We start from the raw sequence: 24,309 nt of genomic DNA on the forward strand, positions 1-24,309 counted from the left end.
TGCGTTGGTGGGGGTCCGGGCTGCGCCCGAACCCCGCACCTCGCGTATGGCGACCTGTCCGCTGTCGTCCTATCGGATGGGCATGCCCGCGAGGGTGCGGGCGATCACCAGGCGCTGGATCTCGCTGGTGCCCTCGAAGATGGTGTAGATCGCGCTGTCGCGGTGCATGCGCTCCACCGGGTACTCGCGGGTGAAGCCGTTGCCGCCGAGGATCTGGACGGCCTGGGCGGTGACCTTCTTGGCGACCTCGCTGGCGAAGAGCTTGGACATCGAGCCCTCGGCCGCCGTGAAGGGCTTGCCGCTCACCGCCATCCAGGAGGCGCGCCAGACCAGCAGCCGGGCGGCGTCGATCTGGGTGCGCATATCGGCGAGCTGGAAGGCGACGCCCTGGTTGTCGATGATCGGGCGGCCGAACTGCTCGCGGTTCTTCGCGTAGTCGAGCGCGTAGTCGTACGCGGCCCGTGCCGTGCCGACGGCCATGGCGCCGACGGCCGGGCGGGAGGCCTCGAAGGTGGCCATGGCGGCGTTCTTGACCCTCTCGCCGGCGTTGCCCGCCCTGGCCCGCTCGTGGGCGCGGGCGAGGCGCTCGTCGAGCTTCTCCTTGCCGCCGAGCAGGCAGTTGCCTGGGACGCGGACGTTCTCCAGGACGACCTCGGCGGTGTGGGAGGCGCGGATGCCGTGCTTCTTGAACTTCTGGCCCTGGGACAGTCCTGGGGTGTTCGGGGGGATGATGAAGGAGGCGTGGCCCTTGCTGCCGAGCTCCGGGTCGACGACGGCGACGACGACATGGACGTTGGCGATTCCGCCGTTGGTCGCCCAGGTCTTGGTGCCGTCCAGCACCCACTCGTCCTTGGCCTCGTCGTAGACGGCGCGGGTGCGCATCGAGCCCACGTCCGATCCGGCGTCGGGTTCGGAGGAGCAGAAGGCGGCGAGCTTGACGTCGTCCACGTCCCCGTACATCTGCGGGATCCAGGTGCCGATCTGCTCCTCGGTGCCGTTGGCGAGCACGCCGACGGCGGCGAGTCCGGTGCCGACGATGGACAGGGCGATACCCGCGTCTCCCCAGAAGAGCTCCTCCATGGCCATGGGGACGCCGAGGCCGGTGGGGTCGAAGTACTGCTGGGCGTAGAAGTCCAGGGAGTAGATGCCCACCTTGGCGGCCTCCTGGATGACCGGCCAGGGGGTTTCCTCACGCTCGTCCCACTCGGCGGCCGCCGGGCGGATCACATCCCGGGCGAAGCCGTGCAACCAGTCACGGACCTGCTTCTGCTCGTCGTTGAGATCGAGCGCGAACTCGCTCATAGTCCCCTCCTGATGTGCACCGGCCCGCGTGCTGCCAGCCGTGCCGCAAGCGACGTTACTAGCGGTAACCACAGTCTGTTACCGCCGGGTAAGCGCTGTCAACCGGAACCTGCGCGTCGACGGTGGATCCCTGCGGAGTGTTACTTTGCGCAGGCCTCACGGAATACGCACGGGCGGGGAGAACCACTATGGACAGCACCACTCAGCAGGCCGATCAGCAGCGGTCGGCGGAACAGCGGCGGCGTGAGCTGCTCGAAGCCGCCGACCGGGTGGTGCTCCGGGACGGGCCACAGGCCTCGATGAACGCGATCGCGGCGGAGGCCGGGATCACCAAGCCGATCCTCTACCGTCACTTCGGCGACAAGAGCGGCCTCTACCGGGCCCTCGCCAAGCGTCACACCGACGCCCTGCTGGAGGCCCTGCGCGCCGCGGCCGACGCGCCCGCGGACCGGCGCGGACGGGTCGAGAACACCATCGACACCTATCTCGCGACGATCGAGGCCAGGCCACAGGTCTACCGCTTCCTGATGCACCCGGCCGAGGACTCCAGCCCCGCCGAGCAGTCCGCGCGCGGCTTCGACATCGGCCGCCACTCCGCACCTCTGCTGCGCCGCCTCGGCGAGGAGCTGGGCAAGCTCATCGAGGACCGCGTGGACCTCGGGCCCGGCGGCAGCGAGCTGGCCAGGGTCTGGGGACACGGGATCGTCGGCATGATGCACGGCGCCGGCGACTGGTGGCTCGGCGAACGACCCTGCTCCCGCACCCAGCTCGTGACCAGCCTGGTCGACCTTCTCTGGGGCCGGCTCGCCGAGGTGGAGGACCGCGGCGCGGGTACCGGGCTCTGAGTCCCGCTCCGCCAGGGGACCTGTCCGGTCTCCTGGCGGACTACCCCAGGCTCCCGGGAAGCGCCCGGCCCCGTGCCCACGGCGCCCGCCGCACCGCCCTCAGGGCACGGCTGCGGCGCAGACCCGTCACATGGTCCAGGTAGATGCCGCCCTCGAGGTGATCGCACTCGTGCTGGAGGCAGCGGGCGAAAAAGCCCGTGCCCTCCACCCGCACGGGATCCCCGTCCATCGTGACGCCCTCGACGACGGCGTGGTCGAAGCGAGGTGTGCCCGCCTCGACACCGGGCAGCGAGAGACAGCCCTCGGGGCCGCGCACCGTCACCCCGTCGGCCGTGACGAGTCGCGGATTCACCACATGGCCGAGGTGGCGGACGTCCTCGTCGTCCGGGCAGTCGAAGACGAACACCCGCAGGGGCACGCCGACTTGATTGGCCGCGAGGCCGACGCCCTGGGCCGCGTACATCGTGGCGAACATGTCCTCGACGAGCGACGCGAGCGACGCACCGAAGTCCGTGACGGGTTCGCACGGGGTGTGCAGCACTGGTTCCCCGAGCAGGCTCATGGCTCGCAGGAGTCCGGAACTGCCGGGGATCGAACGCTTTGGCATGACGGCAAGCCTACGTTCCGCACCGCCCTGGACCCTCTCCCCCGGTGACCTCCTGGTTTCGCCGTGGAGCCGGGGTGCGGGCCGTCGGCCGGATCTCGATAGGCTGATGTCCGACCGACGCAAGGAGGATCTAGGACGATGGCAGGACACCCTGGCAACGCAGAGCCACTGTCGCCGCGTGCCAAACTGGCCGTGACGGCGGGCAAGGCCGCAGCGGCGGTGTCGCGCGCAGCGGGACGCGGCAGCGGATCGGTGATCGGCGGCCGGGTGGCGCTCAAGCTCGACCCGGATCTGCTGAGCCGACTGGCCCAGCACCTCGACGTCATCCTGGTGTCGGCGACGAACGGCAAGACCACGACCACCCGGCTGATCGCCGAGGCGTTGCGCGCCAGCGGACCGGTGGTCTCCAACGCGCTGGGCGCGAACATGCCCGCGGGCATCACCTCCGCGCTCGCCGGTGGCTCCGACGCCAGGTACGCCGTGATCGAGGTCGACGAGAAGTACCTGGCGGGTGTCGCCCGGGACACCACCCCCAAGGCGATCGCCCTGCTCAACCTGTCCCGGGACCAGCTCGACCGCGCCGCCGAGACGCGGATGCTGGCCGAGAAGTGGCGTGAGGGCCTGTCCGGCAGCAAGGCCGTGGTCATCGCCAACGCCGACGACCCGCTCGTCGTGTGGGCCGCCTCCTCCTCCCCCACCGTGGTCTGGGTGGCCGCCGGTCAGGAGTGGAAGGACGACGCCTGGTCCTGCCCCTCGTGCGGCGGTGTGATGCAGCGCCCCGGCGACGACTGGTTCTGCGGCGAGTGCGGCTTCCGCCGCCCCGCCGTGAGCTGGGCGCTGCGCGGCGACCACGTCCTCGACCCGCACGGCTCCGCCTGGCCGATCCACCTCCAGCTCCCCGGCCGCGCCAACAAGGCCAACGCCGCCACTTCCGCGGCCGTGGCGGCCGTCTTCGGTGTGCCACCGCAGATCGCCCTTGAGCGCATGTACCAGGTGCAGGCCGTCGCCGGCCGCTACGACGTGGTCTCCTTCCTGGGCCGTGACGTACGGCTGCTGCTGGCGAAGAACCCGGCCGGCTGGCTGGAAACCTTCTCGCTGATCGACCCGCCGCCGACCCCGGTGATCCTCTCCGTCAACGCCCGCGGCGCCGACGGCACCGACACCTCCTGGCTGTGGGACGTCGACTACACCCGGCTCGCCGGTCACCCGATCTTCGTGATCGGCGACCGCAGACTCGACCTGGCCGTACGCCTCGAGGTCGCCGGACTGGACTTCCGGGTCTGCGACACCCTCGACGCCGCCGTGCAGGCCGCACCGCCCGGACGGATCGAGCTCATCGCCAACTACACCGCCTTCCAGGACGTCCGCCGCCGCGTCGGCAACTGACCGCGGACATCGCAGAGGATGCAGAGGAACACGAGCATGAGCGACAGCAGCCTGCGCCTGGTGTGGGTCTACCCGGACCTGCTCAGCACGTACGGGGACCAGGGCAACGCCCTGGTCGTGGAGCGTCGCGCCCGGCAGCGCGGACTCGACGTCACACGCGTGGACGTCCGCAGCGACCAGCCGGTACCGACCTCCGGCGACATCTATCTGATCGGCGGTGGCGAGGACCGGCCGCAGCGGCTCGCGGCGGAGCGGCTGCGCCGCGACGGCGGGCTCAGCCGTGCCGCCGCCAACGGTGCGATCATCTTCTCGGTCTGCGCCGGCTACCAGATCCTGGGCCACGAGTTCATCAACGACCTGGGCCAGCGCGAGCCCGGTCTCGGCCTGCTCGATGTCGTATCGACCCGCGGCGAGGGCGAGCGCTGCGTCGGTGACGTCCTGGGTGACATCGACCCTCGGCTCGGCCTGCCCCAGCTCACCGGGTTCGAGAACCACCAGGGCATCACCCATCTCGGCCCCACGGCCCGGCCGTTCGCCCGCACCGTGCTCGGCAAGGGCAACGGCACCGGAGACGGGACCGAGGGCGCGTACAACGACACCGTCTTCGGCACGTACATGCACGGTCCGGTGATGGCCCGCAATCCGCAGATCGCGGATCTGCTGCTGAAGCTGGCGCTCGATGTGAACGCGCTGCCGCCGACCGACGACCGCTGGTACGAGGCACTGCGCAGCGAGCGGATTCTCGCCGCGACCCAGCCCTCCTGAGCGCTCCTCTGAGCGGCACTCGTCACGAATGGAAACGAACGGCCCGGCGCTCATTCGCCGGGCCGTTCGCACATCTGCGCCGGTGTCCACTGGGCGGACTTCCGGTTCGGCTCAAGGGGTCCCGCGCCGGTAGGGTGGCGGAGATCCCACCGGACGACGTGGTCCGGGAGTCAGCCCACGTTGCAAAGGTGTTCGGGCTATGCGCATTGGTGTCCTCACCTCCGGCGGCGACTGCCCCGGTCTGAACGCGGTGATCCGTTCCGTCGTGCACCGCGCGGTCGTCGACCACGGCGACGAGGTCATCGGTTTCCAGGACGGCTGGAAGGGCCTGCTGGAGGCCGACTACCGCAAGCTCGACCTCGACTCGGTGGCCGGCATCCTCGCGCGCGGCGGAACCATACTCGGCTCATCGCGCGTCCAGCCCGCGCACCTGGTCGACGGTGTCGAGCGCGCCAAGGGCCATGTCGCCGAGCTCGGCCTCGACGCGATCATCCCGATCGGCGGCGAGGGCACGCTGAAGGCCGCCAACCTGCTCTCCGAGGCGGGGCTGCCGATCGTGGGCGTGCCGAAGACCATCGACAACGACATCGCCTCCACCGACGTGACATTCGGCTTCGACACGGCCGTCGGCGTCGCGACCGAGGCCCTGGACCGGCTCAAGACCACGGCCGAGTCGCACCAGCGGGTGCTGATCGTCGAGGTCATGGGCCGGCACACCGGCTGGATCGCCCTGCACTCCGGAATGGCGGCGGGTGCGCACGCGATCGTGGTTCCCGAGCGCCCCTTCGACATCGACGAGCTGACGAAGCGGGTCGGTGAGCGCTTCGAGGCGGGCAAGCGGTTCGCGATCGTCGTGGTCGCCGAAGGCGCCAAGCCGCGCGCCGGCTCCATGGAGTTCGACGAGGGCGGCAAGGACGTGTACGGCCACGAGCGCTTCGCGGGTGTGGCCAGGCAGCTCTCCGTCGAGCTGGAGGACCGGCTCGGCAAGGAGGCCCGGGCGGTGATCCTCGGGCATGTGCAGCGCGGTGGCACGCCGACCGCGTACGACCGGGTCCTGGCCACCCGCTTCGGCTGGCACGCCGTGGAGGCGGCGCACCGCGGCGAGTTCGGGATGATGACGGCCCTGCGCGGCACGGACATCACGATGGTGCCGCTCGCGCGGGCCGTCGAGACGCTCAAGACGGTGCCGGACGAACGCTACGCCGAGGCCGAGTGCGTCCTGTGACGCGGCTGCCGCCCGGCTGACCGGCCCGCGTGAGCACGGATATCCACAGAACCGCCCCCGGCCGCAGCTGCGGCCGGGGGCGGTTCTAGTCTGGTGCGGACAACAAGCGCGAATCGGGACGCTCCAGGAGTACACAGATGGATCACAGCGGGCACGGCGGCGGCCATGGCGAGCACGGTATGCCGATGGACCTCCCGCCGTTCACGCTGGGACGTGGGCTGGAGCTGTCCGCCGATCCGGTCTTCCTGATCGGCTGCCTGCTCGCCCTCGGGCTGTACGGCTGGGGCGTCGTCCGGCTGATGCGCCGCGGTGACGCCTGGCCGGTGGGCCGCACGGTCGCGTTCGCCATCGGCGTGCTGAGCATCGCCCTGGTGATGTGCACCAAGCTGAACGACTACGGCATGGTGATGTTCAGCGTGCACATGGTGCAGCACATGGTGATCAGCATGCTCTCGCCGATCCTGCTGCTGCTCGGCGCCCCGGTCACTCTGGCGCTGCGTGCCCTGCCAGTGGCCCGGCGGGGAGCCAAGGGGCCACGCGAGCTGCTGCTGGCGTTGCTGCACAGCCGCTACATGCGGATCGTCACGCACCCGGCGTTCACGATCCCCATGTTCATCGCGAGCCTGTACGGGCTGTACTTCACCCCGCTGTTCGACTTCTTGATGGGTTCCAGGGCCGGGCACATCGCGATGATGGTCCACTTCCTCGCGGTCGGTCTGATCTTCTTCTGGCCGATCATGGGCATCGACCCGGGGCCGAACCGTCCCGGCTATGTGATGCGGATGCTGGAGCTGTTCGCGGGCATGCCGTTCCACGCGTTCTTCGGTATCGCGCTGATGATGGCGAGCGAGCCGATGGTACGGACGTACACCGATCCCCCGGCGAGCCTCGCGATCAGCGCGATCTCCGACCAGAACGCGGCGGGCGGGATCGCCTGGGCGTTCAGCGAGATCCCGTCCGTGCTGGTGCTGATCGCGCTGGTGTACCAGTGGTACCGCTCCGAGCAGCGTCAGGCGGTACGCACGGACCGCGCCGCCGACCGGGACGGCGACAAGGAGCTGGAGGCGTACAACGCTTATCTCGCCTCGCTCCAGGCTCGGGGGCGCTGAGCTCCGCGGTCCGGTCCGGTCCGGTCCGGATCGGTCCCGTCCGGATCGGATCGGATCGGATCGGATCCAGCAGACCGCACCGGCGGATCACCGCGCCGGAGAGTGGCGCGGTGCCCGTTCCAGGGGTCACGATGGCTGCACGGCCACAGCGCCGGCCCGGAGGAGGACGCGTATGTCCGGATCCACGAAGACGATGGGTGTGCTCACCGTCATCAGCCTGGTGGTCATCACGGGCTACACGGTCGCGCTCGGCAGCAACGGCTGGCTGTGGTTCGCCTGGGTCGTGCTCGGTCTGGTCACCCTCGGGATGCTGGCGTCCAAGCCGACCTAGGGCCATCCGTCAGCCGCGCCTGTCGCGCACCAGGCTCCTGCGCAGCCGGGAGGCCGGGGACGGCGCCGTGCCACCGGGCAGCCCCAGCTCGGTCAGCCGGTCGCGCGGGAAGTAGCGGGAGGTGCCGCCGCCGTCGCCGGTGGCAGCGGTGAGCAGCGCGGCGGTCTCGTCTCGCAACAAGGGGTGGAGGTTCGGCTGCATACCGTAGCCGACCGCCCGCACCAACGGCCCCAGGGTGGACGGCGCGGCTCCGGGCACCGCGGGGGCTGCACCGGATTCCAGGTCGGGCACCAGGTGGTCCACGATGACCAGCGGAATCCGGTTGCTGTTCGCGTACGGCGCCAGCCGCTCCAGGACCGTCGAGGTGCCCACCCGTGCGATGGGGATGCCGTAGTAGGCGGATGCGGTGAGCAGCGCCGTGGAGAAGCAGCCGACGACCAGGCCGGGGCGGCAGCGCTCGTAGAGGGTCTCGGCGAGCAGCCGACCGTGCAGGACGGTCAGCTGCACCCCGGCCGCCGCCGCGGCCTCGCTCAGCGCCAGTGAGTAGCGGGCGGGCGCGGTCGGGTGCGGTTTGAAGAGCACCGACCGGTGTCCGGCCGCCGCCGCGCCCCGCAGCATCCGGGTGTGCAGGTGCTCCTCCTCGTCCGCCGTGAGGATGCCCAGGGCGGCGAGGTACTGACCCAGCATCAGGGCGGTAGGCGCGGCCTCGACCGCCTTCGTCACCTGGGGGTCGTCGGCGGCGCACACGGCGATCTCCGCGAGCACCGCGCGGAAGGCGCCGTCGGGTACGAGCTCGGCCGGGACGCTGTACTCGGACAGCAGCAGCGGGCGCAGCCCGGGGACGAGATCGAGGTGCAGCAGCCGCTGGATTCGGCAGGCGATGGACTGCGGGAGCTCGGAGCGGGTGGGGCCGTAACTCATCAGCCCGTCGGCGTAGACCTGTACGGGGCTGTCGGCGAAGATGGCGGCCAGCGCCTTGGCGGGGTTGACCTGGATGGATTCGACGATCAGCTCGACCGGACCCCTGCCGAGCCCCCAGGCGGTGCGCAGTGCCCGCTGCCACAGCGGGGTCTCGTCCGGGCGCGGACCCCAGGTGGCGGGATGGTTGGGGCGGATGGTGTGGTTCCATTCGATCATCGTGTCGAAGCGGCCGGCGATCCGTTCGTAGCCGGCCATGGTGTCGAGCCGCAGAGCGGTCTCCGGGATCTCGGCGTTGTTCGAGACCAGGAGGACCCGCCGGATGTTCCCGGGTGCGGCGCCGGACCGACTGGACCGGCCGGGCCTTCCGAACCGGCCGATGTCGATCGCCGCGGCAAGGGTGGCCGCGCCGTAGAGCGTCGACACCTGGAAGATCTGCGTCCGCGTGTGCTCCCGCGTGCCCATGGTCAGGCGGTCCTTCCCGTGTCGCGCAGGCGCCGCAGCAGCGTGCTCCGCTTCGTGTCCATCGTCGCCAGGGTCTGGTCGAGCACCTGCTGCGGCATCCGCCGCAGCGCGTCGGCGACGTTGTGCCGCAGGCGCTTGGCGACGGCGGCCTCGTACCGGTCCGACTTGTTCGTATGGAAGGCGATCATCGCGCAGTAGGTCCGCACCGCCTTGGGCATGAACCGGTCGGATTCGGGGTCCGCGGCGACTTCCCGGAGCAGCAGGTCGTAGGAGGGGATGAAGTCGAGCTGGCGGTGGTCGGTGATCTGCGTCAGGGATGTCGTGACACCGCGCCGGTAGAACGCTCCGTGCAGGGGCAGGGCCGCGTACGTCCGCGCCGTGAGGTGGAGCCGCCAGATCCACAGTCGGTCTTCCGCGGTGCGGAGTCTGGTCTCGAATCGCGATCGGCCGTTCTCGAAGAGTCGACCGCTGTAGATCCCGAACGGGACGAAGGGATAGTCCACCATCGTCACCATGTCGGCGGGCGCGATTCCGTCCCGTGGATCCATCACCACGTGGTGCTGCCGAGCCGGGGCATGGCGGATCTGCCGGGTCCTTCCGGTGGCCAGCACATGGTCGGTCCGCGCGAAGTCACAGCCCAGCTCCTCGATTCCGGACACCATGGCGCGTAGATGGCCGGGGGCGTACCAGTCGTCTCCGTCGAGGAAGGTGAGGTAGTCGCCGGTGGCGGCGTCGATTCCGGTGTTGCGGGCCTGGGCCACGCCTTTGTTCGCTTCGTGGCGGATCACCCTGGCGCCCGGAATCCGCTTGCTCCAGTGGTCGAGCACATCCGGTGTGGCGTCGGTCGAGCAGTCGTCGACGAGCAGGAACTCGAATTCCGGGTCCGCGTTGCGCGCGAGGCTGCGCATGGTGTCGGAGGCATAAACGCCGACATTGTGGAGCGGCACGACGACGGACAGTTTCGGCACACGGAATCCCCACACTCGGGCGCGGTTCTTCGCCGCACCGTATCCACCCCTGATGTCCGGTCAGGCGATGCGGATTTGCACTCCAGGTGAACTTTTTTCGTCCTCAGGAGAAACCCGTGTCGGCTCTTCGTCTGCGCGGTCGCGCGATGGCGGCGAGCACCGCCAGGGACGCGACGCCGATCGCACCGCCCAGCCGCAGCCCCGGGGGCCGGAAGGCGCAGCCGACCGAAGTCGCCCTGCCGTCGAGGGGGACGGCGAGCAGCCCCAGATGACCGCGCGCGGCCACGGGTTCGGCACGGCCCGCGGCGCAGGTCCAGCCGGAGATCCGCGGTACGGCGACGACGGCGGTCCCGGTGCTGCCGGGTGGCAGTTCGGCGGTGAGGCCGTGCCCCGTGGTGTGTACGGCGGTGGCTCCGGTTTCCGTCAGTTTCCGTACGGCCGCGTCGAGGCGCTTCCGGTCGAGGCAGCCGATCGGTTGTCCGGGCAGTCGGGGCGCGGCCTTGCCGGGATTCCGGGGCCGGAGCTCGATCCGCAGCGCGCCGGATGCGGGGACGGCGCCGAGTGACTGCATGGCGGCTCGTACGGCAGGGGGTTTCCCGTGGAACTCGACCGGCCGCTGCCCTTCGAGTGCGGCCGTGCCCTGGTACTCAGGTGCCCAGAAGTAGGCCTGGCTGCCCGCGGGGCAGCTGGCGCTGAGGGTGGCTGCCCCGGCCCCGTCGCTCCGTGTGAGGTCGCGTGGCATGGCGTACACAGCGGCGCCGAGCAGCAGTTCCTGGTTGGCGAAGGCGGAGTCCCCGAGCCGTGCGCCGCGCTCCGGTAGCCGGAGCCCGGGTCGTACGGTGACCAGGGGCGGTACCGGGCTGCGTGTGGAGGTGACGGCGGCCGTGGGGGGTTCGTCCACACGCACCGGGGCCGTGGGGGTCGAGTGCACGCGGGCGCCGACGGAGAAGATCGCGTCGGTCACGGGATTGTCCAGGCCGACCGGGTGCCGTCCCTTCGCGTAATAGCCGAAGCCCAGGGACGACAGGGTGCGGGAGTAGCCGTCCGCCGTCAGGCTGCTGTAGTACTCGGCGCCCTGACCGCCCACCAGCAGGACGTCATTGCCACCCGGGACCTCGCCGGGTTCGGTCCGGTACCGCGGCCAGTCCGCCCGGCGCGCGGTCTCCTGTGCCACGGCCTGGTGCCAGGGGCCGATCCGCGGCGCCCAGGAGACCTCCCGCAGCTGTTGCTTCTCGATACGCGCACCCGTGACCGCGGCCTCGCCCGCCTGTGCGGCGACGAGGAGGGCGACGGCCAGGACGGGCAGCGCCCGGCAGGCGGCAGCGCGGCGGGGGTCGAGCAGGACGGCGGCGGCAGCCGTCGCCGCGAGCACCACCGCGGCGGTGAGGGCGGGGTAGGTCCACCGGTCGGTGGCGGCGCTCGCCCGGGTCAGGACCACCACGAGGGCGAGCGCCCCACAGGCCCCGAGCAGCGCGGGCGCCCGGGGCAGGCCCTGCGCCGTGGACAGCCAGGCAGCGATGAGCAGCAGTCCGCAGAGGACGAAGGTCTGCCGGTAGGGGATGCCGTTGGGTGATGCTCCCGCGTGCCACAGCAGATGGGTGGGCTCCCACTGGAGCGACAGCGTCACGAGGCAGATCGCACAGGCCCAGACCGCTCGGACGCGTGGGGCCAGGGCACGGTTGAACGGCAGGGTCAGCGCCAGCAGCAGGGCCGGGGTGCCGATGTAGAGGGCGGGGGTCGCCACGCTCGCCGTCGCCGGCAGCAGCCTGACCAGCACCTCGGTCCAGGGAACGGGTGCGAAGGCCACCTCGGGTGTGGGGTCGGCGACGCGGGTGGCGGCGTGGACCACCGTGACCACCGGGGCGGCAAGGCCGACGCCGACGAGCACCGTGCGCGCGGCGCGCAGGAGTCCGGCGAGCCGTTCACGGCCCGGCTCATCGGAGGTGAGCACCCGGACGGCGAGCACGATGGCCGCCCCGATGGTGGCCATGTACGCGGTGTAGAAGTTGGCGATCCAGGCGAGCGCCACGACCAGCGGCCCGAGCACCGGCCGGCGCCCGCCGCGCGCCCATTCGCCGACGAGGCACAGCAGGGGGAACGCGAGCAGGCCGTCCAGCCACATCGGCACGGTGGCGCCGTAGTTGAAGGTCCAGCCGCTGACCGCGTACGCCGCGCCGAGCACGGCTGCGACCGGCCGCGGTCCGTCGCCGCGGAGCTTCAGCAGCAGGGCGGCCATCGCGGCACCTGTCGCGCTGATCTTGGCGGCGGTGATGACATAGAGGGCCAGCTCGATGCGGTCCGCCGGGAACAGCACGACCAGCAGGGCGAACGGGCTGCTGAGGTAGGTGCCGAAGTCTCCGAGGAAGTTGGAGCCGTAGCCCGAGCTCCAGTTGAGGAACAGATCGCCGTCGGCGTCGCCGAGCAGCAGGCCGCGCCAGTAGGCGTGGTACGACAGGTACTGCTGGCCGAGGTCCACGGTGTTGCGGGTGACCTGGCCGAACGGCCGGCTGCCGGCCAGCAGCCCACTCAGGCAGAACACCACACCGGAGAGCAGCGCGGCACCGGCCACCGCCCGTGCGGTGCCGCGTCCGCGCACGGCTGCGACACCCCCGGATCTCGGTCGCCCCTCCGAGCTCCGCGTGTGCGCTTCGCCCCGGGGAGGCACGGTATCGGTTGCAGGGGGCACTCGTCCTCCGGGTCGGCTGGCGCTGGGGGGTGGCACGGGGCCGGGTCGATCCGGCCATTAGGGCCGAGCCGGGCGACCCGTCTCCGATCACCAGGAGGATCCGGGACATACCGGAGGTGAATTCGGGGTACCGCGCCCACGAGGAGTGTCATCACTCGGGGGACCTCGTCGGCTCAGGGACGGGACGTCGGGCCGTTGCGCGAGGCGCCCCGGAGCCGACCGGTCACAGTTGGGAGCGCCCCGTGTTCTACTACGTGCTCAAATATGTCGTCCTGGGCCCGCTGCTGCGGCTGCTGTTCCGGCCCAGGATCGAGGGCCTTGAGCATATTCCTGCCGACGGGGCGGCGATCGTCGCAGGCAACCACCTGTCGTTCTCGGACCATTTCCTGATGCCGGCCATCATCCGACGCCGTATCACCTTCCTCGCCAAAGCCGAGTACTTCACGGGTCCGGGGGTCAAAGGCAGGCTGACGGCGGCGTTCTTCCGCAGCGCGGGACAGATCCCGGTGGACCGGTCGGGCAAGGAAGCCGGTCAGGCGGCCATCCGCGAGGGGCTCGGGGTGCTGGGGCGCGGCGAGTTGCTGGGCATCTACCCCGAGGGAACCCGCTCGCACGACGGGCGGCTGTACAAGGGCAAGGTCGGGGTCGCGGTGATGGCGCTCAGGGCGCGGGTGCCGGTGGTCCCGTGTGCGATGGTCGGCACGTTCGAGGTCCAGCCGCCGGGGCAGAAGCTGCCGAAGATCAAGCGGGTGACCATCCGTTTCGGGGAGCCGCTGGACTTCTCGCGCTATGAGGGCCTGGAGGACGAGAAGTCGGTGCTGCGGGCCGTGACCGACGAGATCATGTACGAGATCCTCGCCCTGTCGCGACAGGAGTACGTGGACGAGTACGCGGCCACCGTGAAGGCCGAGGAGGCCGCCGCACAGAAGCAGGGCAGGCGGTTCCCCCGGTTGCGGCGCTGAGCAGCGCTCCCCCGGCGAGCAGGGCGGTCAACCGCTGCCGTTGCCACTGAGCACGGCGTCGAGCATCCGGCGCAGCGCGAGGGCGTCCGGCGCCACGGCGGTGACGAGCACGGCGGGTCCCGCGAGCGGGGTGAGCACCGCGGTCTCCCCGAGTCGCCGCGGCTGTACCGGGTGCTTCTCGAACTCTGGGTCCACGATGAGGAGTTGCCCGACCGCGCGATGTCCACCGAGCACGGCCGGGCCGTCCCAGCCATCGGGGGCGGCCGGCCCGTAGGCCAGTTCCTGGTCGAGCAGAGGGCACTCGGCGCGGTGCACGGTGAGCCGGGTGGTGAGGCTTCCGGTCTCCTCCGCGTGGCGTCCGAGGATCTGCTCCTCGCGCAGCACCAGGCGCGCGGTGGGGGCGAGCCGCACCCGGGTGCGCATCCGCAGCTCGCTCCCCCGGGCGCTGATCAGCGGCTCGGGCAGCCAGCGCAGTTCGGCGTCGTCGGCCACGTTCAGCGTGATGCCGTAGTCAGCCGGTGCGGGCGCGGGGCCGGGCAGGGCGACGGTCGCCGCGGCGGAGTCGACGTACAGCCGGGCCCCTTCACGGACGTCCACCTCGATGGCGAGCCGGTCGCCGCCGAGCGGTGCGCTCATCGCCCCGACGACGGTGACGCGGGTGTGCGCTCCATCGGCCCGGGTGCGGCGCAGTGCGAGCGGCCCCGCGCTCTCGAGTACGGGCAGCCCGCCGTCGCGGGTCGCGACGATCCGCGCGGTGGCGTGGACGCTCACGCGGCGGCGGTCCAGGCGGAGAGCCGCGCACGCACCCAGTCAGCGACGGGGCCGACGCCGTCCTCACCGGTCAGTGAGGTGAAGGCGACGGGGAGTTCGCCGCGCTGCTCCTTGGCGTCACGGGCCATCCGTCCAAGGTCGGAGCCGACGTAGGGGGCCAGGTCGGTCTTGTTGACCACGAGGAGATCGGCGGTGGTGACACCGGGGCCACCCTTGCGGGGAATGTCGTCGCCGCCGGCCACGTCGATGACGAAGACCTGGGCGTCGACCAGGCCCTTCGAGAAGGTGGCCGTGAGGTTGTCGCCACCGGACTCGACGAGGATCAGGTCCAGGGGGCCGACGCCGTCCTCCAGGTCCTCCACCGCCTCGAGGTTGGCGGAGATGTCGTCGCGGATGGCGGTGTGCGGGCAGGCCCCGGTCTCGACGGCCTGGATCCGCTCGGGCGGCAGCACCGCGTTGCGCCGCAGGAACTCGGCGTCCTCGCGTGTGTAGATGTCGTTGGTGACGACCGCGATGGAGAACTGGTCACGCAGGGCGCGGCAGAGGGCGGCGACGGTGGCGGTCTTGCCGGAGCCGACGGGCCCGCCGAGGCCGATCCGCAGGGCACGCAGGGTGCCGTCGGGACGCAGGGCGTCGGCGCTCACGGCCGACGGGCCGATGTGGTCATGGTCGTGGTCGAGGTGCATGGGGGCGGCTCCTTTGGGTGCTAAGAGGCGAAGAGGCGTACGGGCCAGGCCGCGTGCTGCTCGGCGGTGATGTCGAGCAGGGGCGCCGAGGCCGCGGGCAGCTCGTCGATCCCCTTCCGGGCGGCGGCCGTGGCGCGGTCTGCGACCTGGTCCATGGCGGGTGCGAGGCTGGCGAGTACGCCGGTGGCCTCGAAGGGATCCAGGCCGAGCAGGCGTACGGCGGCCGACGCGGATCCGCTGACCGTCTCGTACACGGCGCAGTACGCGGCGTCGCGTTCGGTCAGTCCCGCGGCGCGGGCGGTGAGTCCGAGCACCACCGGCTGGTGTGCGCCCTTGGGACGTGCGGCGGCGAGTGCGTCGAGTTCGGGCGACGGCCAGACGGCCCGGGCCGCCCGCATCAGCTGGCGTCCGAGTCTGCGGGCGGTGGTGCGCAGTGCCGGTGAGGCCGTGCGGGCGTCGGCGGCGGCGTCCAGGGCGAGCGCGTCGAGACCGGCCGCCGCGGCCGCGGCGAGTGCGGCGGCGGTCAGCCCCGAGGTGTGCAGCCTGCCGTGGCAGAAGGCGCCGAGCCCGGCGGCGTCCCGGATCCGGCCGGCCTTGACGGCCGCCTCCACACCACCGGAGTGGGCGTGTCCGCCCGCGGGGAAACGGCCGTCCGCGAGGATGAGCAGGGCGGCGCGGGAGGACTCGGCGGAGCCTGGGCGGTCGTTCACTGCGCGCGTCTGCGGGGGCATCAGAACAGGAAGTACCGCTGGGACATGGGCAGTTCCTCTGCAGGTGCCGGTTCGACGGTTTCGCCGTCGATCGTCACCGTGAAGGTGTCGGCGTCGACCTCGACGCGCGGCAGGGCATCGTTCTCCCGCATGTCCGCCTTGGTCACCCGGCGGGTGCTGCGGATCGGGGTGAAGCGCTTGCCCAGGCCGAGACGCCCCGGAAGGTCGTCCTCGATCGCCTGCTCGGTGGTGAAGTTGACGGAGTTGGTCGCCGGGGCTCGTCCGGTGGCGCCGAACATGGGGCGGGGCAGCACCGGCTGTGGCGTGGGAATCGACGCGTTGGCGTCTCCCATCTGGGCGTAGGCGATCTGACCGCCCTTGATGACGAGCTGTGGCTTGACGCCGAAGAAGGCGGGCTCCCAGAGCACCAGATCGGCGAGCTTGCCCGGCTCGACCGAACCGATCTCGTGGTCCATGCCCTGCGCCACAGCCGGATTGATGGTGTATTTGGCGACATAGCGACGGGCCCGGAGATTGTCGGCGCGGCCGTCGCCGGGCAGCGCGCCTCGGCGCAGCTTCATCACGTGCGCGGTCTGCCAGGTCCGCAGGATCACCTCGCCTATGCGGCCCATGGCCTGGGAGTCCGAGGAGATGATGGAGATCGCGCCGAGGTCGTGGAGGACGTCCTCGGCGGCGATGGTGGAGGGCCGGATCCGTGACTCGGCGAACGCCAGGTCCTCGGGGACCGCCGGGTTGAGGTGGTGGCAGACCATCAGCATGTCGAGGTGTTCCTCGATGGTGTTGACGGTGTGCGGCCGGGTCGGGTTGGTGGAGCTGGGCAGCACATACGGCTCGGAGACGACCGTGATGATGTCCGGAGCGTGCCCGCCGCCCGCGCCCTCGGTGTGGTAGGCGTGGATGGTGCGGCCCGCGATGGCCGCGAGGGTGTCGCCGACGAACCCTGCCTCGTTCAGGGTGTCCGTGTGGATGGCGAGTTGGGCGCCCGACTCGTCGCAGACCCCGAGGCAGGTGTCGATGGCGGCAGGCGTGGACCCCCAGTCCTCATGGATCTTGAAGCCGATGGCACCGCCGCGCAGTTGGGCGCGCATCGCCTCGCGCGAGACGGTGTTGCCCTTGCCGAGCAGCCCGATATTGACGGGGCTGTTCTCCAGAGCCTCGAACATCCGGGCGAGATGCCAGGAACCGGGGGTGACCGTGGTGGCTTTGCTGCCCTCGGCGGGCCCGGTGCCCCCGCCGACCAGTGTGGTGATCCCGGAGGACAGCGCCTGGTCGACCAGGGTCGGCGAGATGAAGTGCACATGGGCGTCGATGGCCCCGGCGGTGACGATCTTCCCGTTGCCCGCGATGATCTCGGTCTCTGGCCCGATGACCAGGTCCGGGTGGACGCCGTCCATCGTGTCGGGGTTGCCGGCCTTGCCGATGCCGGTGATACGGCCGTCGCGGACACCGATGTCGGCCTTGACGATCCCCCAGTGGTCGATGATCACCACTCCGGTGATGACGGTGTCCGGCGCCCCCTCGGCGCGGGTGGTACGGGACTGACCCATGGACTCCCGGATCACCTTGCCGCCGCCGAAGACGGCCTCGTCCCCGGCGCGGCCCGGGCCGCCGGAGCGGTCCTCCTCGATCTCGACCAGCAGTGCGGTGTCGGCGAGCCTGATGCGGTCCCCGGTGGTGGGCCCGAAGAGATCCGCGTACCGGGCGCGCGACAGCACGGTGGCCCCGGCGTGCTCGGTGTGCTCGGTGTTCGCAGCGTGCTCCGCGTGCTCAGTGTGCTCAGTCATCGAGCGGACCTCCGGTCTCGCCGCGCAGGCCGGGCACCACGCGCAGACCGGCGATCGGCACCAGTGCGACCTCGACGGGAATGCCGGGCTCGAAGCGCACCGCGGTGCCCGCGGCGATGTGCAGCCGTCGACCGTACGCGGCGGCCCGGTCGAAGCGGAGGCCGGGGTTGGCCTCGGCGAAGTGGTAGTGAGAGCCGACCTGGACGGGCCGGTCGGCGGCGTTGAGCACGGTAAGCCGGGCCACATCGCGCCCTTCGTTGAGGACGACCGGCTCGTCGGCGTAGAGGATCTCCCCGGGAATCATCGTCGGCACCCCCGGTCAGACGATCGGGTCATGGACGGTGACGAGTTTGGTGCCGTCCGGGAAGGTCGCCTCCACCTGGACGTCGTGGATCATCTCGGGGATGCCCGGCATGACGTCGTCCCGGGTGAGCACCTTGCGACCGGAGGCCATGAGTTCCGCGACGGTGCGGCCGTCCCGCGCGCCTTCGAGGATGTGCGAGGTGATCAGGGCCACCGATTCGGGGTGGTTGAGCTTCACCCCGCGGGCCCTGCGCTTGTCCGCGACGTCTGCGGCGACATGGATGAGCAGGCGTTCCTGCTCGTGCGGGGTCAGTTGCACGCTTCCACCTCACAACTCGATCCGGTCGGGGCCCGTTCGGCCACCAGCCGGCCGCAGCCCTCCACACCAGCAGGCATCGGCGGCGGCGTGGTGTTTCGTGACCAGGAGTTTGAACGTTAGGGCGGAAGTTTTTCCGGCACGTTAACTGATCTTTGGCGGCTGCATGGACATCAACCCGCGCAGCCCGTTCTCCAGCATCTTCACGTCCGCGTCACCGAACAGGGCCTTCTGGGCGATGAAGCCCTGGGCGGTGGCCATCAGGGTCTGGGCCACGTCCTCCGAAGGCACGTCGGCGTGCAGGAATCCGCTGTCCCGGTAGGCGTCGACGAGCCGAGCCCACGCCCCGCGCATGTCGGCGAAGGCACCGTCCAGCATTCGACTGAGGCGCTCATTGCGGAGGGTCTCGGTCCACACCTGGATGATCAGCCCTGCAGATGCCTGCCCCCCTCCCCCCGGGGCCAGCTCCTCGAAGAGCCTGCGCAGCACGCGACCCAGCAGAACGTCGGGGGTCGGCACGGGTGAGGCGTCGGCAGCCTCGTGGAACGCTGCGCGGACCCCGCCGAAAGCCTCTTCGGCGATGGCGACGATGAGCTCGTCCTTGCCTCGGAAATACCGGTAGACGGCACCTGCGGAGAGGCCGACCTCACTGAGTACGTCCTGCATCGACGTGGCATGGAAGCCGTTGCGGGCGAAGCAGCGCGCGGCGCCGTCGAGGATCTGCCGGCGGCGGGCGTCGAGGTGTTCCTGGGATACACGAGCCATGATCCCAACTTAAAACGAACGTTCATTCTTGACAAGGACCGACATCGCCCTCACATTGGCTTCACGGAGAAAACGAACGATCCTTCTTTTTGACTTCCGAATCGAGGCCCCTCCATGTCCGCCATGTCCGCCGCGACACCGCCCCATCGCCGCATGATCGCGGTGATGGTGCTCGTTCCCGTCCTCGTCTCCCTGGCTGTGGGCCTTCGCCTGGCCCGCCGCCCGGCTCGCTCCGACCGATCTGCCCATCGGTGTCGCGGGCCCGGCCACCGCCACGGCCCAGCTCGAGCAGAAGTTCGCTCAGCACGGAGACGCGTTCGACATCCACCGCTACGACGACGAGGCCGCCGCCCGTGAGGCGATAGAGGGCCGCGCCGTATACGGCGCGATGGTGGTGACCACCGACGGTCCGAAGGTGCTGACGGCGTCGGCCGCGAGCCCGGTAGTGGCGGCGCTGCTCAGGGAATCCGCCGCGATGGGCGCACCGGAAGGCGCTCAGCCGGTCGTCGAGGACATCGTGGCCGCGGCCCCCGACGACCCGCGGGGCAGCGCCCTGGCATCGAGCATCCTGCCGCTCGCCCTGGCCGGAATCGCGGCCGGAGCCGCGGTGGCCCTGCTCGGGCTGCGCGGATGGCAGGCGGCGACGGCACTGACCGGCACCGCCGCGCTCGCCGGGCTCGGCGCGACCACCATCGCCCACAGCTGGCTCGGTGCGCTGACCGGCGACTGGTGGGCCGAGGCCGGGGTGCTCACGCTCACCGTGGTCGCCGTGGGCGCGGCCGTCGCGGGGCTGGCCGCCATCACGGGACGGGCCGGGATCGGCCTCGGCGCCCTGCTGATCGTCCTGATCGGCAACCCGTTCTCGGGCGTGGGCACCGCACCGGAACTGCTGCCGGAGCCGGCCGGCCTGATCGGCCAGTGGCTGCCCCCGGGCGCGGGCGGTTCCCTGCTGCGGTCGGTGACCTTCTTCGACGGCGCCGGGGGCGGGTGGCCCGCGGTCATCCTGACCCTGTGGGCCCTCCTCGGGCTGACCGCCGTCCTGGCCGGCGGACGCCGACGGGTCCCGGGCTCGGCACCGGAGGCGGTTCCGGTGCCCGTGGCGGCGGGCTGAACCGCCTGAACGACCAGGGTGCTTGAGCGCCCCCGTACCGGCCGCGTGCCCCTGCTGTAGCGGACAGGGGCACGCGGTCTTCCCGTGTCTCAGGACCGGGCGCCGGGGTCGCGGTGTTCCGCCGCGATACCGAACCTGCCCCGTTCGCCGGTAGCGGACGGTGCGGGCGCGTGGAGCGTCGAGACCGAGGCGGTCCCCGCCTCGTCCGCCGACGCCTCCGCATCCTCGAGAACCCTGAGTCGCTCCAGGTCAGCGGCGGAGACCAGAGCGACGAGCGGCTTTCCATGACGGGTGACGACCACCCGTTCGCCCCCGTACACGACGCGGTTGATCAAATCGGCGAGCTCTGCCCGCGCTTGCGTCACCGGAATCTCGTAGGCCATGCTCCCCATCATAACGGCCTGTACGTCCTGTACATTTTTTACGGATGGGGGTATCCGTGAACCACCTTCACGCCCGCCATGTCCTTCCTGAGTTCAGCGAGCGGACCAGTACCGGGGTCCGCACCCTCGACCCCTACGCGAAGCTGCTGGGTGAGCGCATCGTCTTCCTCGGTACGCCCGTCGACGAGACCTCGGCCGGTGATGTGGTCGCCCAACTCCTGTATCTCGAATACGCCGCTCCCGACCAGGACATCCACCTGTACATCAACTCCCCTGGCGGCCCCGTCAGCGCGATGACCTCGATCTACGACACGATGCAGGTGGTGGGGTGCGATGTGGCCACGACCTGCCTCGGGCAGGCCGCTTCCACCGCCGCCGTGCTCCTCGCCGCCGGCACCCCCGGCAAGCGCATGGCGCTGCCCGGCGCCCGGGTCGTGGTCCAGCAGCCCGCGCTGCCCGAGCCCATGCAGGGCCAGCCATCCGATCTGGACATCCAGGCACGGGAGTTGCTGCGGCTGCACGAGCAGATCGCGAAGCTGCTCGTACGCCATACCGGACAGAGCGAGGAGCGCGTCCGCGGTGCTCTCGACCGCGACACGGTCCTCGACTCCGCGTCCGCGAAGGAGTTCGGTCTGATCGATCACGTCATCAGGAACCGCAAGGCATCGGCCGCTTCGCCCGGAACACGGTGAACGGGCCGTGCTGCCGCCCGAACTCCCGCCGCTGCCCGCACTGACGCGCGCCGAAAGCGAGTTCATCGACCGCTATCTCGAAGTCGTCGACCAATTGGGACGGATCAACCCCGCCCGCGGTACGCACACCTACGGAGCCCTGCGCGCCGCACAGGCTTTGGCCGCCCAGGCGGGCGCCCTCCGGGACGCGCTCACGCTGATGCACACGCGTGGCGAGAGCGAACTGCACGCACCCACGCTGGCCCGCGCCTTGCGGGTGCTCGGCGGGGAGCGGCGTACGGCCAGGATCACTGTCCCCCCGGAGCGCACGAGTTGAGGTCGCCCGCCGCGGCACGCACGCGTACGAGTGGGTGTCAGCCAACCGGACCAGTGGCCTCTTCCGCTTACGTGCCGCGCGAGTTGCGTTCCCTGATGGGCCATCCGGTGGATCGCGGCGCGACGTCGCAGGTACGGCGCTTGCCGCGGCGCCACCCCAACTGGGCCGAATGGGGCCCTCCACCTGAACGGATCAGTGGTGACGAGCTTCACAAAACGTCGTTTCGGGTCGGAAATCCGGCAGTTCGTGCGTCAAGATCGCTGGGACGACAAGCCCCCGCCACCACGGCGGGGCGGTCCGGGCGGACGCCGAGTCCTGCCGCCGCGCCGGATGCCTGAGTCGACATGAGTGCTTTCGGCAGGAGTGGAGGACCCAGGCAGTACGGTCCGGCCGCCCTACCCGGCCGGATCTTGGGGTGAAGCCGCTCACGCGGCCGGGCACCTTCGCCAGCCCGAACCCGACAGGTCATCCTTCACAGGCGGCTGACGAAGGGTTGCGCATGACTGCGCATGCATACAGTCCGTCCCTGTTCACGCGGACGGGTGCCGTCTCCGCTGTCACTCTCGCCGCCGTCGGCGGTTCCCTGCTCGTGCCGGGCGCCACCCCCGAGGCCCATGCCGCCTCCGCGTACGCCGCCAAGGCCCTGAACGTGGCCGCGTCCAAGAAGGGCGCACCCTACCGGTACGGCGCCATCGGTCCCAGCCGGTTCGACTGCTCGGGCCTGGTCCTCTACTCGTACCGGAAGGCGGGCCGGAGCCTGCCGCGCACGGCACAGGCCCAGTACAACCGCACGAGCCATGTCCCGGCGTCCGGCCGCCGAAAGGGTGATCTGGTGTTCTTCCACCACGGCGGGCAGGTCTACCACGTCGGGATCTACGCGGGCGGGGGGAAGATCTGGCACTCCCCCAAGTCCGGCTCGGTGGTGAAGCTGAGCAAGATCTGGTCGAAGGGTGTCCGGTACGGTCGCGTGGGGTGACCGGCTGCGGGACCGCGGATTCAGCAGATCATCCCGACAACAGGACACGAACCGCGCAATGTGGGTTACTCGTACCAAATGAGTAACGAGGAATCCCGTATGGCGCGGGATGAGACCGAGACCGAGCGGGCGGACCGCAATTTCGCCGAGCTCCTGCAAGAGCTGCGGGTCATCCAGACCGGCGTCCAGATCCTGTTCGCCTTTCTGCTGACCCTCGCGTTCACGGCCCGGTTCCCCTCACTCGACTCGTTCCAGCGCGGGACCTACGTGACGACGCTGATGCTGTCCGTGGTGGCCGCGGCGCTGTTCACCGCACCTGCCGCGGTGCATCGGGGGCTGTTCCGCAAAGGCGCCAAGAAGGAGATCGTCTCGGTCTCCTCCCGCCTGGCGGGGACGGGGCTCGCCGTCCTCGCCCTGGCGCTGACTTCGGCGGTGCTGCTCGTGGTCGACGTGGTGCACGGTACGCCCGAGGGGATCGTCGCCGCCGCTGTCACGCTTTTCGTCTGCACCATGCTGTGGGGAGCCCTGCCCCTGGGCATGGCGCGGAGGTTCGACCGGCGGGGCCGACAGACGGACCGGGCCGGCCGGGGACCGAACGCGCACTCGGACCCCGGTTCGGACTCGGGTCCCCGCCGGTCCTGAAAGCTCAGCGGCCCGGCGCGGTGCGCAGGATGGTGGTGATCGCCTCGTCGAGCTGCCGGTCCGTGAGGTCGGCGCGTGCGGTCAGCCTGATCCGTGAGATGCCGTCGGGCACGGACGGCGGCCGGAAGCAGCCGACGGCCAGCCCTGCGGCACGGCAGTCGGCGGCCCAGCGTACGGCCGACTCGGGCGAGGGCGCCCGTACGGAGACGACCGCGGCGTCCGGGCGGGCGGCCGTCAGCCCGGCGTCCGTGAGGCGTTCGTGGAGCGTCGCCGCCACCGCGCGAGCACGATCCGCCAATTCCGGCTCACGCCCGATCAGACGCAGACTCGCCAGTGCCGCGCCCACCGCTGCCGGGGCGAGGCCGGTGTCGAAGATGAACGTCCGCGCGGCGTTGACCAGATGGGCGATGACCCGCGCGGGGCCGAGCACCGCGCCACCCTGACTGCCCAGGGACTTGGAGAGAGTCATGGTCGCGACGGCATCGGCCGCGCCCGCGAGCCCGGCCGCGTGTAGCGCGCCCCGGCCCCCGTCGCCCAGCACCCCGAGCCCGTGCGCGTCGTCGACGACCAGCGCGGCGCCATGCGCACGGCAGGCTGCGGCGAGCGCGGCGAGCGGCGCCGCGTCGCCGTCCACCGAGAAGACCGAGTCGGTGACGACGAGCGCCCGCCGCCCTGGGTGCGCGTCGAGGGTCTTGCGTACGGACTCCGGGTCGGCGTGCGGGACGACGGCCGTCTCGGCCCGGGCCAGCCGGCATCCGTCGACGATGGAGGCGTGGTTGCCCGCGTCCGAGACGATGAGGGAGCCGTGCGCGCTGAGCGCGGTGAGGGCCGCGAGGTTGGCCGCGTAACCGGAGGAGAACACCAGCGCCGCCTCGAAGCCGCAGAACCGGGCCAGCTCCGCTTCGAGTTCGGCGTGCAGGGCGGTGCTCCCGGTGACCAGGCGCGACCCGGTGGCTCCCGCGCCCCAGCGGTGGGCCGCTTCGCCTGCCGCCGCGGTGACCTCCGGCCTGCGGGTGAGCCCCAGATAGTCGTTGCTCGCCAGATCGAGCAGGACGTCGTCGGCGGCGCGCGGACGCAGCGCGCGGACCAGACCGGCGTCCGCGCGCAACCGCGCCGCTTCGTCGATCCACTCGAACGGATCCTTGAGCATGGCCTGAGGCATGGCAGTGCGGTCCTTTTGTAGGCAGCGAACAGACCCTAGCGTCGTGCCGCAAAGGTCAGAGTGTGGCCATGCACACACATCAATCCGCGTGTGTTGTCCAGT

At 70.9% G+C, this 24,309-nt stretch carries 25 protein-coding genes, 1 pseudogene and 1 riboswitch; of the genes and pseudogenes, 12 read left to right on the plus strand and 14 right to left on the minus strand.

The genetic code is table 11. The annotated features are described in order from the left end of the window. Positions 1-69: 69 nt before the first annotated feature. Positions 70-1,302: an acyl-CoA dehydrogenase family protein gene (locus ACFV6V_RS24980; protein WP_385568925.1), complete on the minus strand. Its 1,233-nt coding sequence runs from the start codon at positions 1,300-1,302 to the stop codon at positions 70-72. A 188-nt stretch (positions 1,303-1,490) separates the two neighbouring features. Here ACFV6V_RS24980 and ACFV6V_RS24985 point away from each other — a divergent pair, with 188 nt between their 5' ends. Next, positions 1,491-2,147, plus strand: coding sequence for a TetR family transcriptional regulator (locus tag ACFV6V_RS24985; RefSeq protein ID WP_385568928.1), 657 nt, complete (start codon positions 1,491-1,493; stop codon positions 2,145-2,147). 40 nt (positions 2,148-2,187) lie between these two features. Here the strand turns inward: ACFV6V_RS24985 and def are convergent, their stop codons facing one another. Then, entirely contained in the window at positions 2,188-2,754 is a 567-nt protein-coding gene (def, locus tag ACFV6V_RS24990; RefSeq protein WP_385568930.1) for a peptide deformylase, read from the minus strand. Positions 2,755-2,892: 138 nt separating this feature from the next. On the opposite strand from def, the gene ACFV6V_RS24995 reads away from it, so the two are divergent. From ACFV6V_RS24995 to ACFV6V_RS25015, 5 genes are all read left to right on the plus strand, one after another. Next, positions 2,893-4,140, plus strand: coding sequence for a MurT ligase domain-containing protein (locus tag ACFV6V_RS24995; RefSeq protein ID WP_361284577.1), 1,248 nt, complete (start codon positions 2,893-2,895; stop codon positions 4,138-4,140). Positions 4,141-4,176: 36 nt separating this feature from the next. Continuing rightward, entirely contained in the window at positions 4,177-4,905 is a 729-nt protein-coding gene (locus ACFV6V_RS25000) for a type 1 glutamine amidotransferase (protein ID WP_385568933.1), read from the plus strand. Between the two features lie 199 nt (positions 4,906-5,104). Continuing rightward, a complete protein-coding gene (locus tag ACFV6V_RS25005) occupies positions 5,105-6,130 on the plus strand; it encodes a 6-phosphofructokinase (RefSeq protein ID WP_385568936.1) in 1,026 nt (341 codons plus the stop codon). A gap of 137 nt (positions 6,131-6,267) precedes the next feature. Further along, the gene (locus ACFV6V_RS25010; RefSeq protein WP_385568938.1) at positions 6,268-7,239 is read left to right on the plus strand and encodes a cytochrome c oxidase assembly protein; all 972 of its coding nucleotides are present in this window, start codon (positions 6,268-6,270) and stop codon (positions 7,237-7,239) included. Between the two features lie 172 nt (positions 7,240-7,411). After that, a complete protein-coding gene (locus tag ACFV6V_RS25015) occupies positions 7,412-7,570 on the plus strand; it encodes a hypothetical protein (RefSeq protein WP_385568941.1) in 159 nt (52 codons plus the stop codon). 9 nt (positions 7,571-7,579) lie between these two features. Here the strand turns inward: ACFV6V_RS25015 and ACFV6V_RS25020 are convergent, their stop codons facing one another. The 3 genes from ACFV6V_RS25020 to ACFV6V_RS25030 all read right to left on the minus strand — a co-directional run bounded on the left by ACFV6V_RS25020 (position 7,580) and on the right by ACFV6V_RS25030 (position 12,517). Beyond that, entirely contained in the window at positions 7,580-8,953 is a 1,374-nt protein-coding gene (locus ACFV6V_RS25020) for a polysialyltransferase family glycosyltransferase (protein ID WP_385568943.1), read from the minus strand. 2 nt (positions 8,954-8,955) lie between these two features. After that, positions 8,956-9,921 (minus strand): glycosyltransferase family 2 protein, encoded by a 966-nt coding sequence (locus tag ACFV6V_RS25025; RefSeq protein WP_385568946.1) that lies wholly within the window; start codon positions 9,919-9,921, stop codon positions 8,956-8,958. A gap of 103 nt (positions 9,922-10,024) precedes the next feature. Further along, positions 10,025-12,517 carry a YfhO family protein gene (locus tag ACFV6V_RS25030; RefSeq protein ID WP_385568948.1) on the minus strand — a complete coding sequence of 831 codons (2,493 nt, stop codon included), beginning with the start codon at positions 12,515-12,517 and terminating at the stop codon, positions 10,025-10,027. Positions 12,518-12,849: 332 nt separating this feature from the next. Here ACFV6V_RS25030 and ACFV6V_RS25035 point away from each other — a divergent pair, with 332 nt between their 5' ends. After that, positions 12,850-13,569 carry a lysophospholipid acyltransferase family protein gene (locus ACFV6V_RS25035; protein WP_385568950.1) on the plus strand — a complete coding sequence of 240 codons (720 nt, stop codon included), beginning with the start codon at positions 12,850-12,852 and terminating at the stop codon, positions 13,567-13,569. A 27-nt stretch (positions 13,570-13,596) separates the two neighbouring features. Here the strand turns inward: ACFV6V_RS25035 and ACFV6V_RS25040 are convergent, their stop codons facing one another. The 7 genes from ACFV6V_RS25040 to ACFV6V_RS25070 form a co-directional block, all read right to left on the minus strand. Next, positions 13,597-14,340 carry an urease accessory protein UreD gene (locus ACFV6V_RS25040; protein WP_385568953.1) on the minus strand — a complete coding sequence of 248 codons (744 nt, stop codon included), beginning with the start codon at positions 14,338-14,340 and terminating at the stop codon, positions 13,597-13,599. Further along, the gene (gene ureG / locus ACFV6V_RS25045; RefSeq protein WP_385568955.1) at positions 14,337-15,026 is read right to left on the minus strand and encodes an urease accessory protein UreG; all 690 of its coding nucleotides are present in this window, start codon (positions 15,024-15,026) and stop codon (positions 14,337-14,339) included. The genes ACFV6V_RS25040 and ureG overlap by 4 nt, the downstream gene beginning before the upstream one ends. Positions 15,027-15,046: 20 nt before the next feature. Beyond that, the gene (locus ACFV6V_RS25050) at positions 15,047-15,736 is read right to left on the minus strand and encodes an urease accessory protein UreF (protein WP_385568958.1); all 690 of its coding nucleotides are present in this window, start codon (positions 15,734-15,736) and stop codon (positions 15,047-15,049) included. 20 nt (positions 15,737-15,756) lie between these two features. After that, positions 15,757-17,541, minus strand: coding sequence for an urease subunit alpha (locus ACFV6V_RS25055; RefSeq protein ID WP_385568960.1), 1,785 nt, complete (start codon positions 17,539-17,541; stop codon positions 15,757-15,759). Next, on the minus strand, positions 17,534-17,845 hold the full coding sequence (locus tag ACFV6V_RS25060; RefSeq protein WP_385569068.1) for an urease subunit beta: 312 nt from the start codon (positions 17,843-17,845) through the stop codon (positions 17,534-17,536). The genes ACFV6V_RS25055 and ACFV6V_RS25060 overlap by 8 nt, the downstream gene beginning before the upstream one ends. Before the next feature lie 15 nt (positions 17,846-17,860). After that, positions 17,861-18,163 (minus strand): urease subunit gamma, encoded by a 303-nt coding sequence (locus ACFV6V_RS25065; RefSeq protein WP_385568962.1) that lies wholly within the window; start codon positions 18,161-18,163, stop codon positions 17,861-17,863. A gap of 141 nt (positions 18,164-18,304) precedes the next feature. Then, a complete protein-coding gene (locus ACFV6V_RS25070) occupies positions 18,305-18,925 on the minus strand; it encodes a TetR/AcrR family transcriptional regulator (protein WP_385568965.1) in 621 nt (206 codons plus the stop codon). Positions 18,926-19,048: 123 nt separating this feature from the next. Here ACFV6V_RS25070 and ACFV6V_RS25075 point away from each other — a divergent pair. Further along, positions 19,049-20,036: pseudogene (locus tag ACFV6V_RS25075) on the plus strand (ABC transporter permease). A gap of 89 nt (positions 20,037-20,125) precedes the next feature. Here the strand turns inward: ACFV6V_RS25075 and ACFV6V_RS25080 are convergent. After that, entirely contained in the window at positions 20,126-20,419 is a 294-nt protein-coding gene (locus tag ACFV6V_RS25080; protein ID WP_385568968.1) for a type II toxin-antitoxin system Phd/YefM family antitoxin, read from the minus strand. 56 nt (positions 20,420-20,475) lie between these two features. On the opposite strand from ACFV6V_RS25080, the gene ACFV6V_RS25085 reads away from it, so the two are divergent. From ACFV6V_RS25085 to ACFV6V_RS25100, 4 genes are all read left to right on the plus strand, one after another. Continuing rightward, positions 20,476-21,111, plus strand: a complete 636-nt coding sequence (locus ACFV6V_RS25085) for an ATP-dependent Clp protease proteolytic subunit (protein ID WP_385568971.1) — start codon at positions 20,476-20,478, stop codon at positions 21,109-21,111. Between the two features lie 7 nt (positions 21,112-21,118). After that, on the plus strand, positions 21,119-21,427 hold the full coding sequence (locus ACFV6V_RS25090; RefSeq protein WP_385568974.1) for a hypothetical protein: 309 nt from the start codon (positions 21,119-21,121) through the stop codon (positions 21,425-21,427). A gap of 314 nt (positions 21,428-21,741) precedes the next feature. Continuing rightward, positions 21,742-21,923, plus strand: a riboswitch (cyclic di-AMP (ydaO/yuaA leader). A gap of 3 nt (positions 21,924-21,926) precedes the next feature. After that, entirely contained in the window at positions 21,927-22,403 is a 477-nt protein-coding gene (locus ACFV6V_RS25095; RefSeq protein WP_385568977.1) for a C40 family peptidase, read from the plus strand. Positions 22,404-22,502: 99 nt separating this feature from the next. Further along, entirely contained in the window at positions 22,503-23,045 is a 543-nt protein-coding gene (locus ACFV6V_RS25100; RefSeq protein ID WP_385568979.1) for a DUF6328 family protein, read from the plus strand. 4 nt (positions 23,046-23,049) lie between these two features. Here ACFV6V_RS25100 and ACFV6V_RS25105 read toward each other — a convergent pair whose 3' ends face one another. Beyond that, the gene (locus tag ACFV6V_RS25105) at positions 23,050-24,195 is read right to left on the minus strand and encodes an 8-amino-7-oxononanoate synthase (RefSeq protein WP_385569070.1); all 1,146 of its coding nucleotides are present in this window, start codon (positions 24,193-24,195) and stop codon (positions 23,050-23,052) included. Positions 24,196-24,309 lie beyond the last annotated feature (114 nt).

This window comes from Streptomyces sp. NPDC059828, from assembly GCF_042731955.1.
Classification (GTDB): domain Bacteria; phylum Actinomycetota; class Actinomycetes; order Streptomycetales; family Streptomycetaceae; genus Streptomyces.

Coding starts and splice junctions, on each gene's coding strand:
- ACFV6V_RS24980 (WP_385568925.1), bottom strand. CDS start 1,302: ATGAGCGAGTTCGCGCTCGATCTCAACGACGAGCAGAAGCAGGTCCGT.
- ACFV6V_RS24985 (WP_385568928.1), top strand. CDS start 1,491: ATGGACAGCACCACTCAGCAGGCCGATCAGCAGCGGTCGGCGGAACAG.
- def (WP_385568930.1), bottom strand. CDS start 2,754: ATGCCAAAGCGTTCGATCCCCGGCAGTTCCGGACTCCTGCGAGCCATG.
- ACFV6V_RS24995 (WP_361284577.1), top strand. CDS start 2,893: ATGGCAGGACACCCTGGCAACGCAGAGCCACTGTCGCCGCGTGCCAAA.
- ACFV6V_RS25000 (WP_385568933.1), top strand. CDS start 4,177: ATGAGCGACAGCAGCCTGCGCCTGGTGTGGGTCTACCCGGACCTGCTC.
- ACFV6V_RS25005 (WP_385568936.1), top strand. CDS start 5,105: ATGCGCATTGGTGTCCTCACCTCCGGCGGCGACTGCCCCGGTCTGAAC.
- ACFV6V_RS25010 (WP_385568938.1), top strand. CDS start 6,268: ATGGATCACAGCGGGCACGGCGGCGGCCATGGCGAGCACGGTATGCCG.
- ACFV6V_RS25015 (WP_385568941.1), top strand. CDS start 7,412: ATGTCCGGATCCACGAAGACGATGGGTGTGCTCACCGTCATCAGCCTG.
- ACFV6V_RS25020 (WP_385568943.1), bottom strand. CDS start 8,953: ATGGGCACGCGGGAGCACACGCGGACGCAGATCTTCCAGGTGTCGACG.
- ureG (WP_385568955.1), bottom strand. CDS start 15,026: ATGCACCTCGACCACGACCATGACCACATCGGCCCGTCGGCCGTGAGC.
- ACFV6V_RS25055 (WP_385568960.1), bottom strand. CDS start 17,541: ATGACTGAGCACACTGAGCACGCGGAGCACGCTGCGAACACCGAGCAC.
- ACFV6V_RS25060 (WP_385569068.1), bottom strand. CDS start 17,845: ATGATTCCCGGGGAGATCCTCTACGCCGACGAGCCGGTCGTCCTCAAC.
- ACFV6V_RS25070 (WP_385568965.1), bottom strand. CDS start 18,925: ATGGCTCGTGTATCCCAGGAACACCTCGACGCCCGCCGCCGGCAGATC.
- ACFV6V_RS25080 (WP_385568968.1), bottom strand. CDS start 20,419: ATGGCCTACGAGATTCCGGTGACGCAAGCGCGGGCAGAGCTCGCCGAT.
- ACFV6V_RS25095 (WP_385568977.1), top strand. CDS start 21,927: ATGACTGCGCATGCATACAGTCCGTCCCTGTTCACGCGGACGGGTGCC.
- ACFV6V_RS25100 (WP_385568979.1), top strand. CDS start 22,503: ATGGCGCGGGATGAGACCGAGACCGAGCGGGCGGACCGCAATTTCGCC.
- ACFV6V_RS25105 (WP_385569070.1), bottom strand. CDS start 24,195: ATGCTCAAGGATCCGTTCGAGTGGATCGACGAAGCGGCGCGGTTGCGC.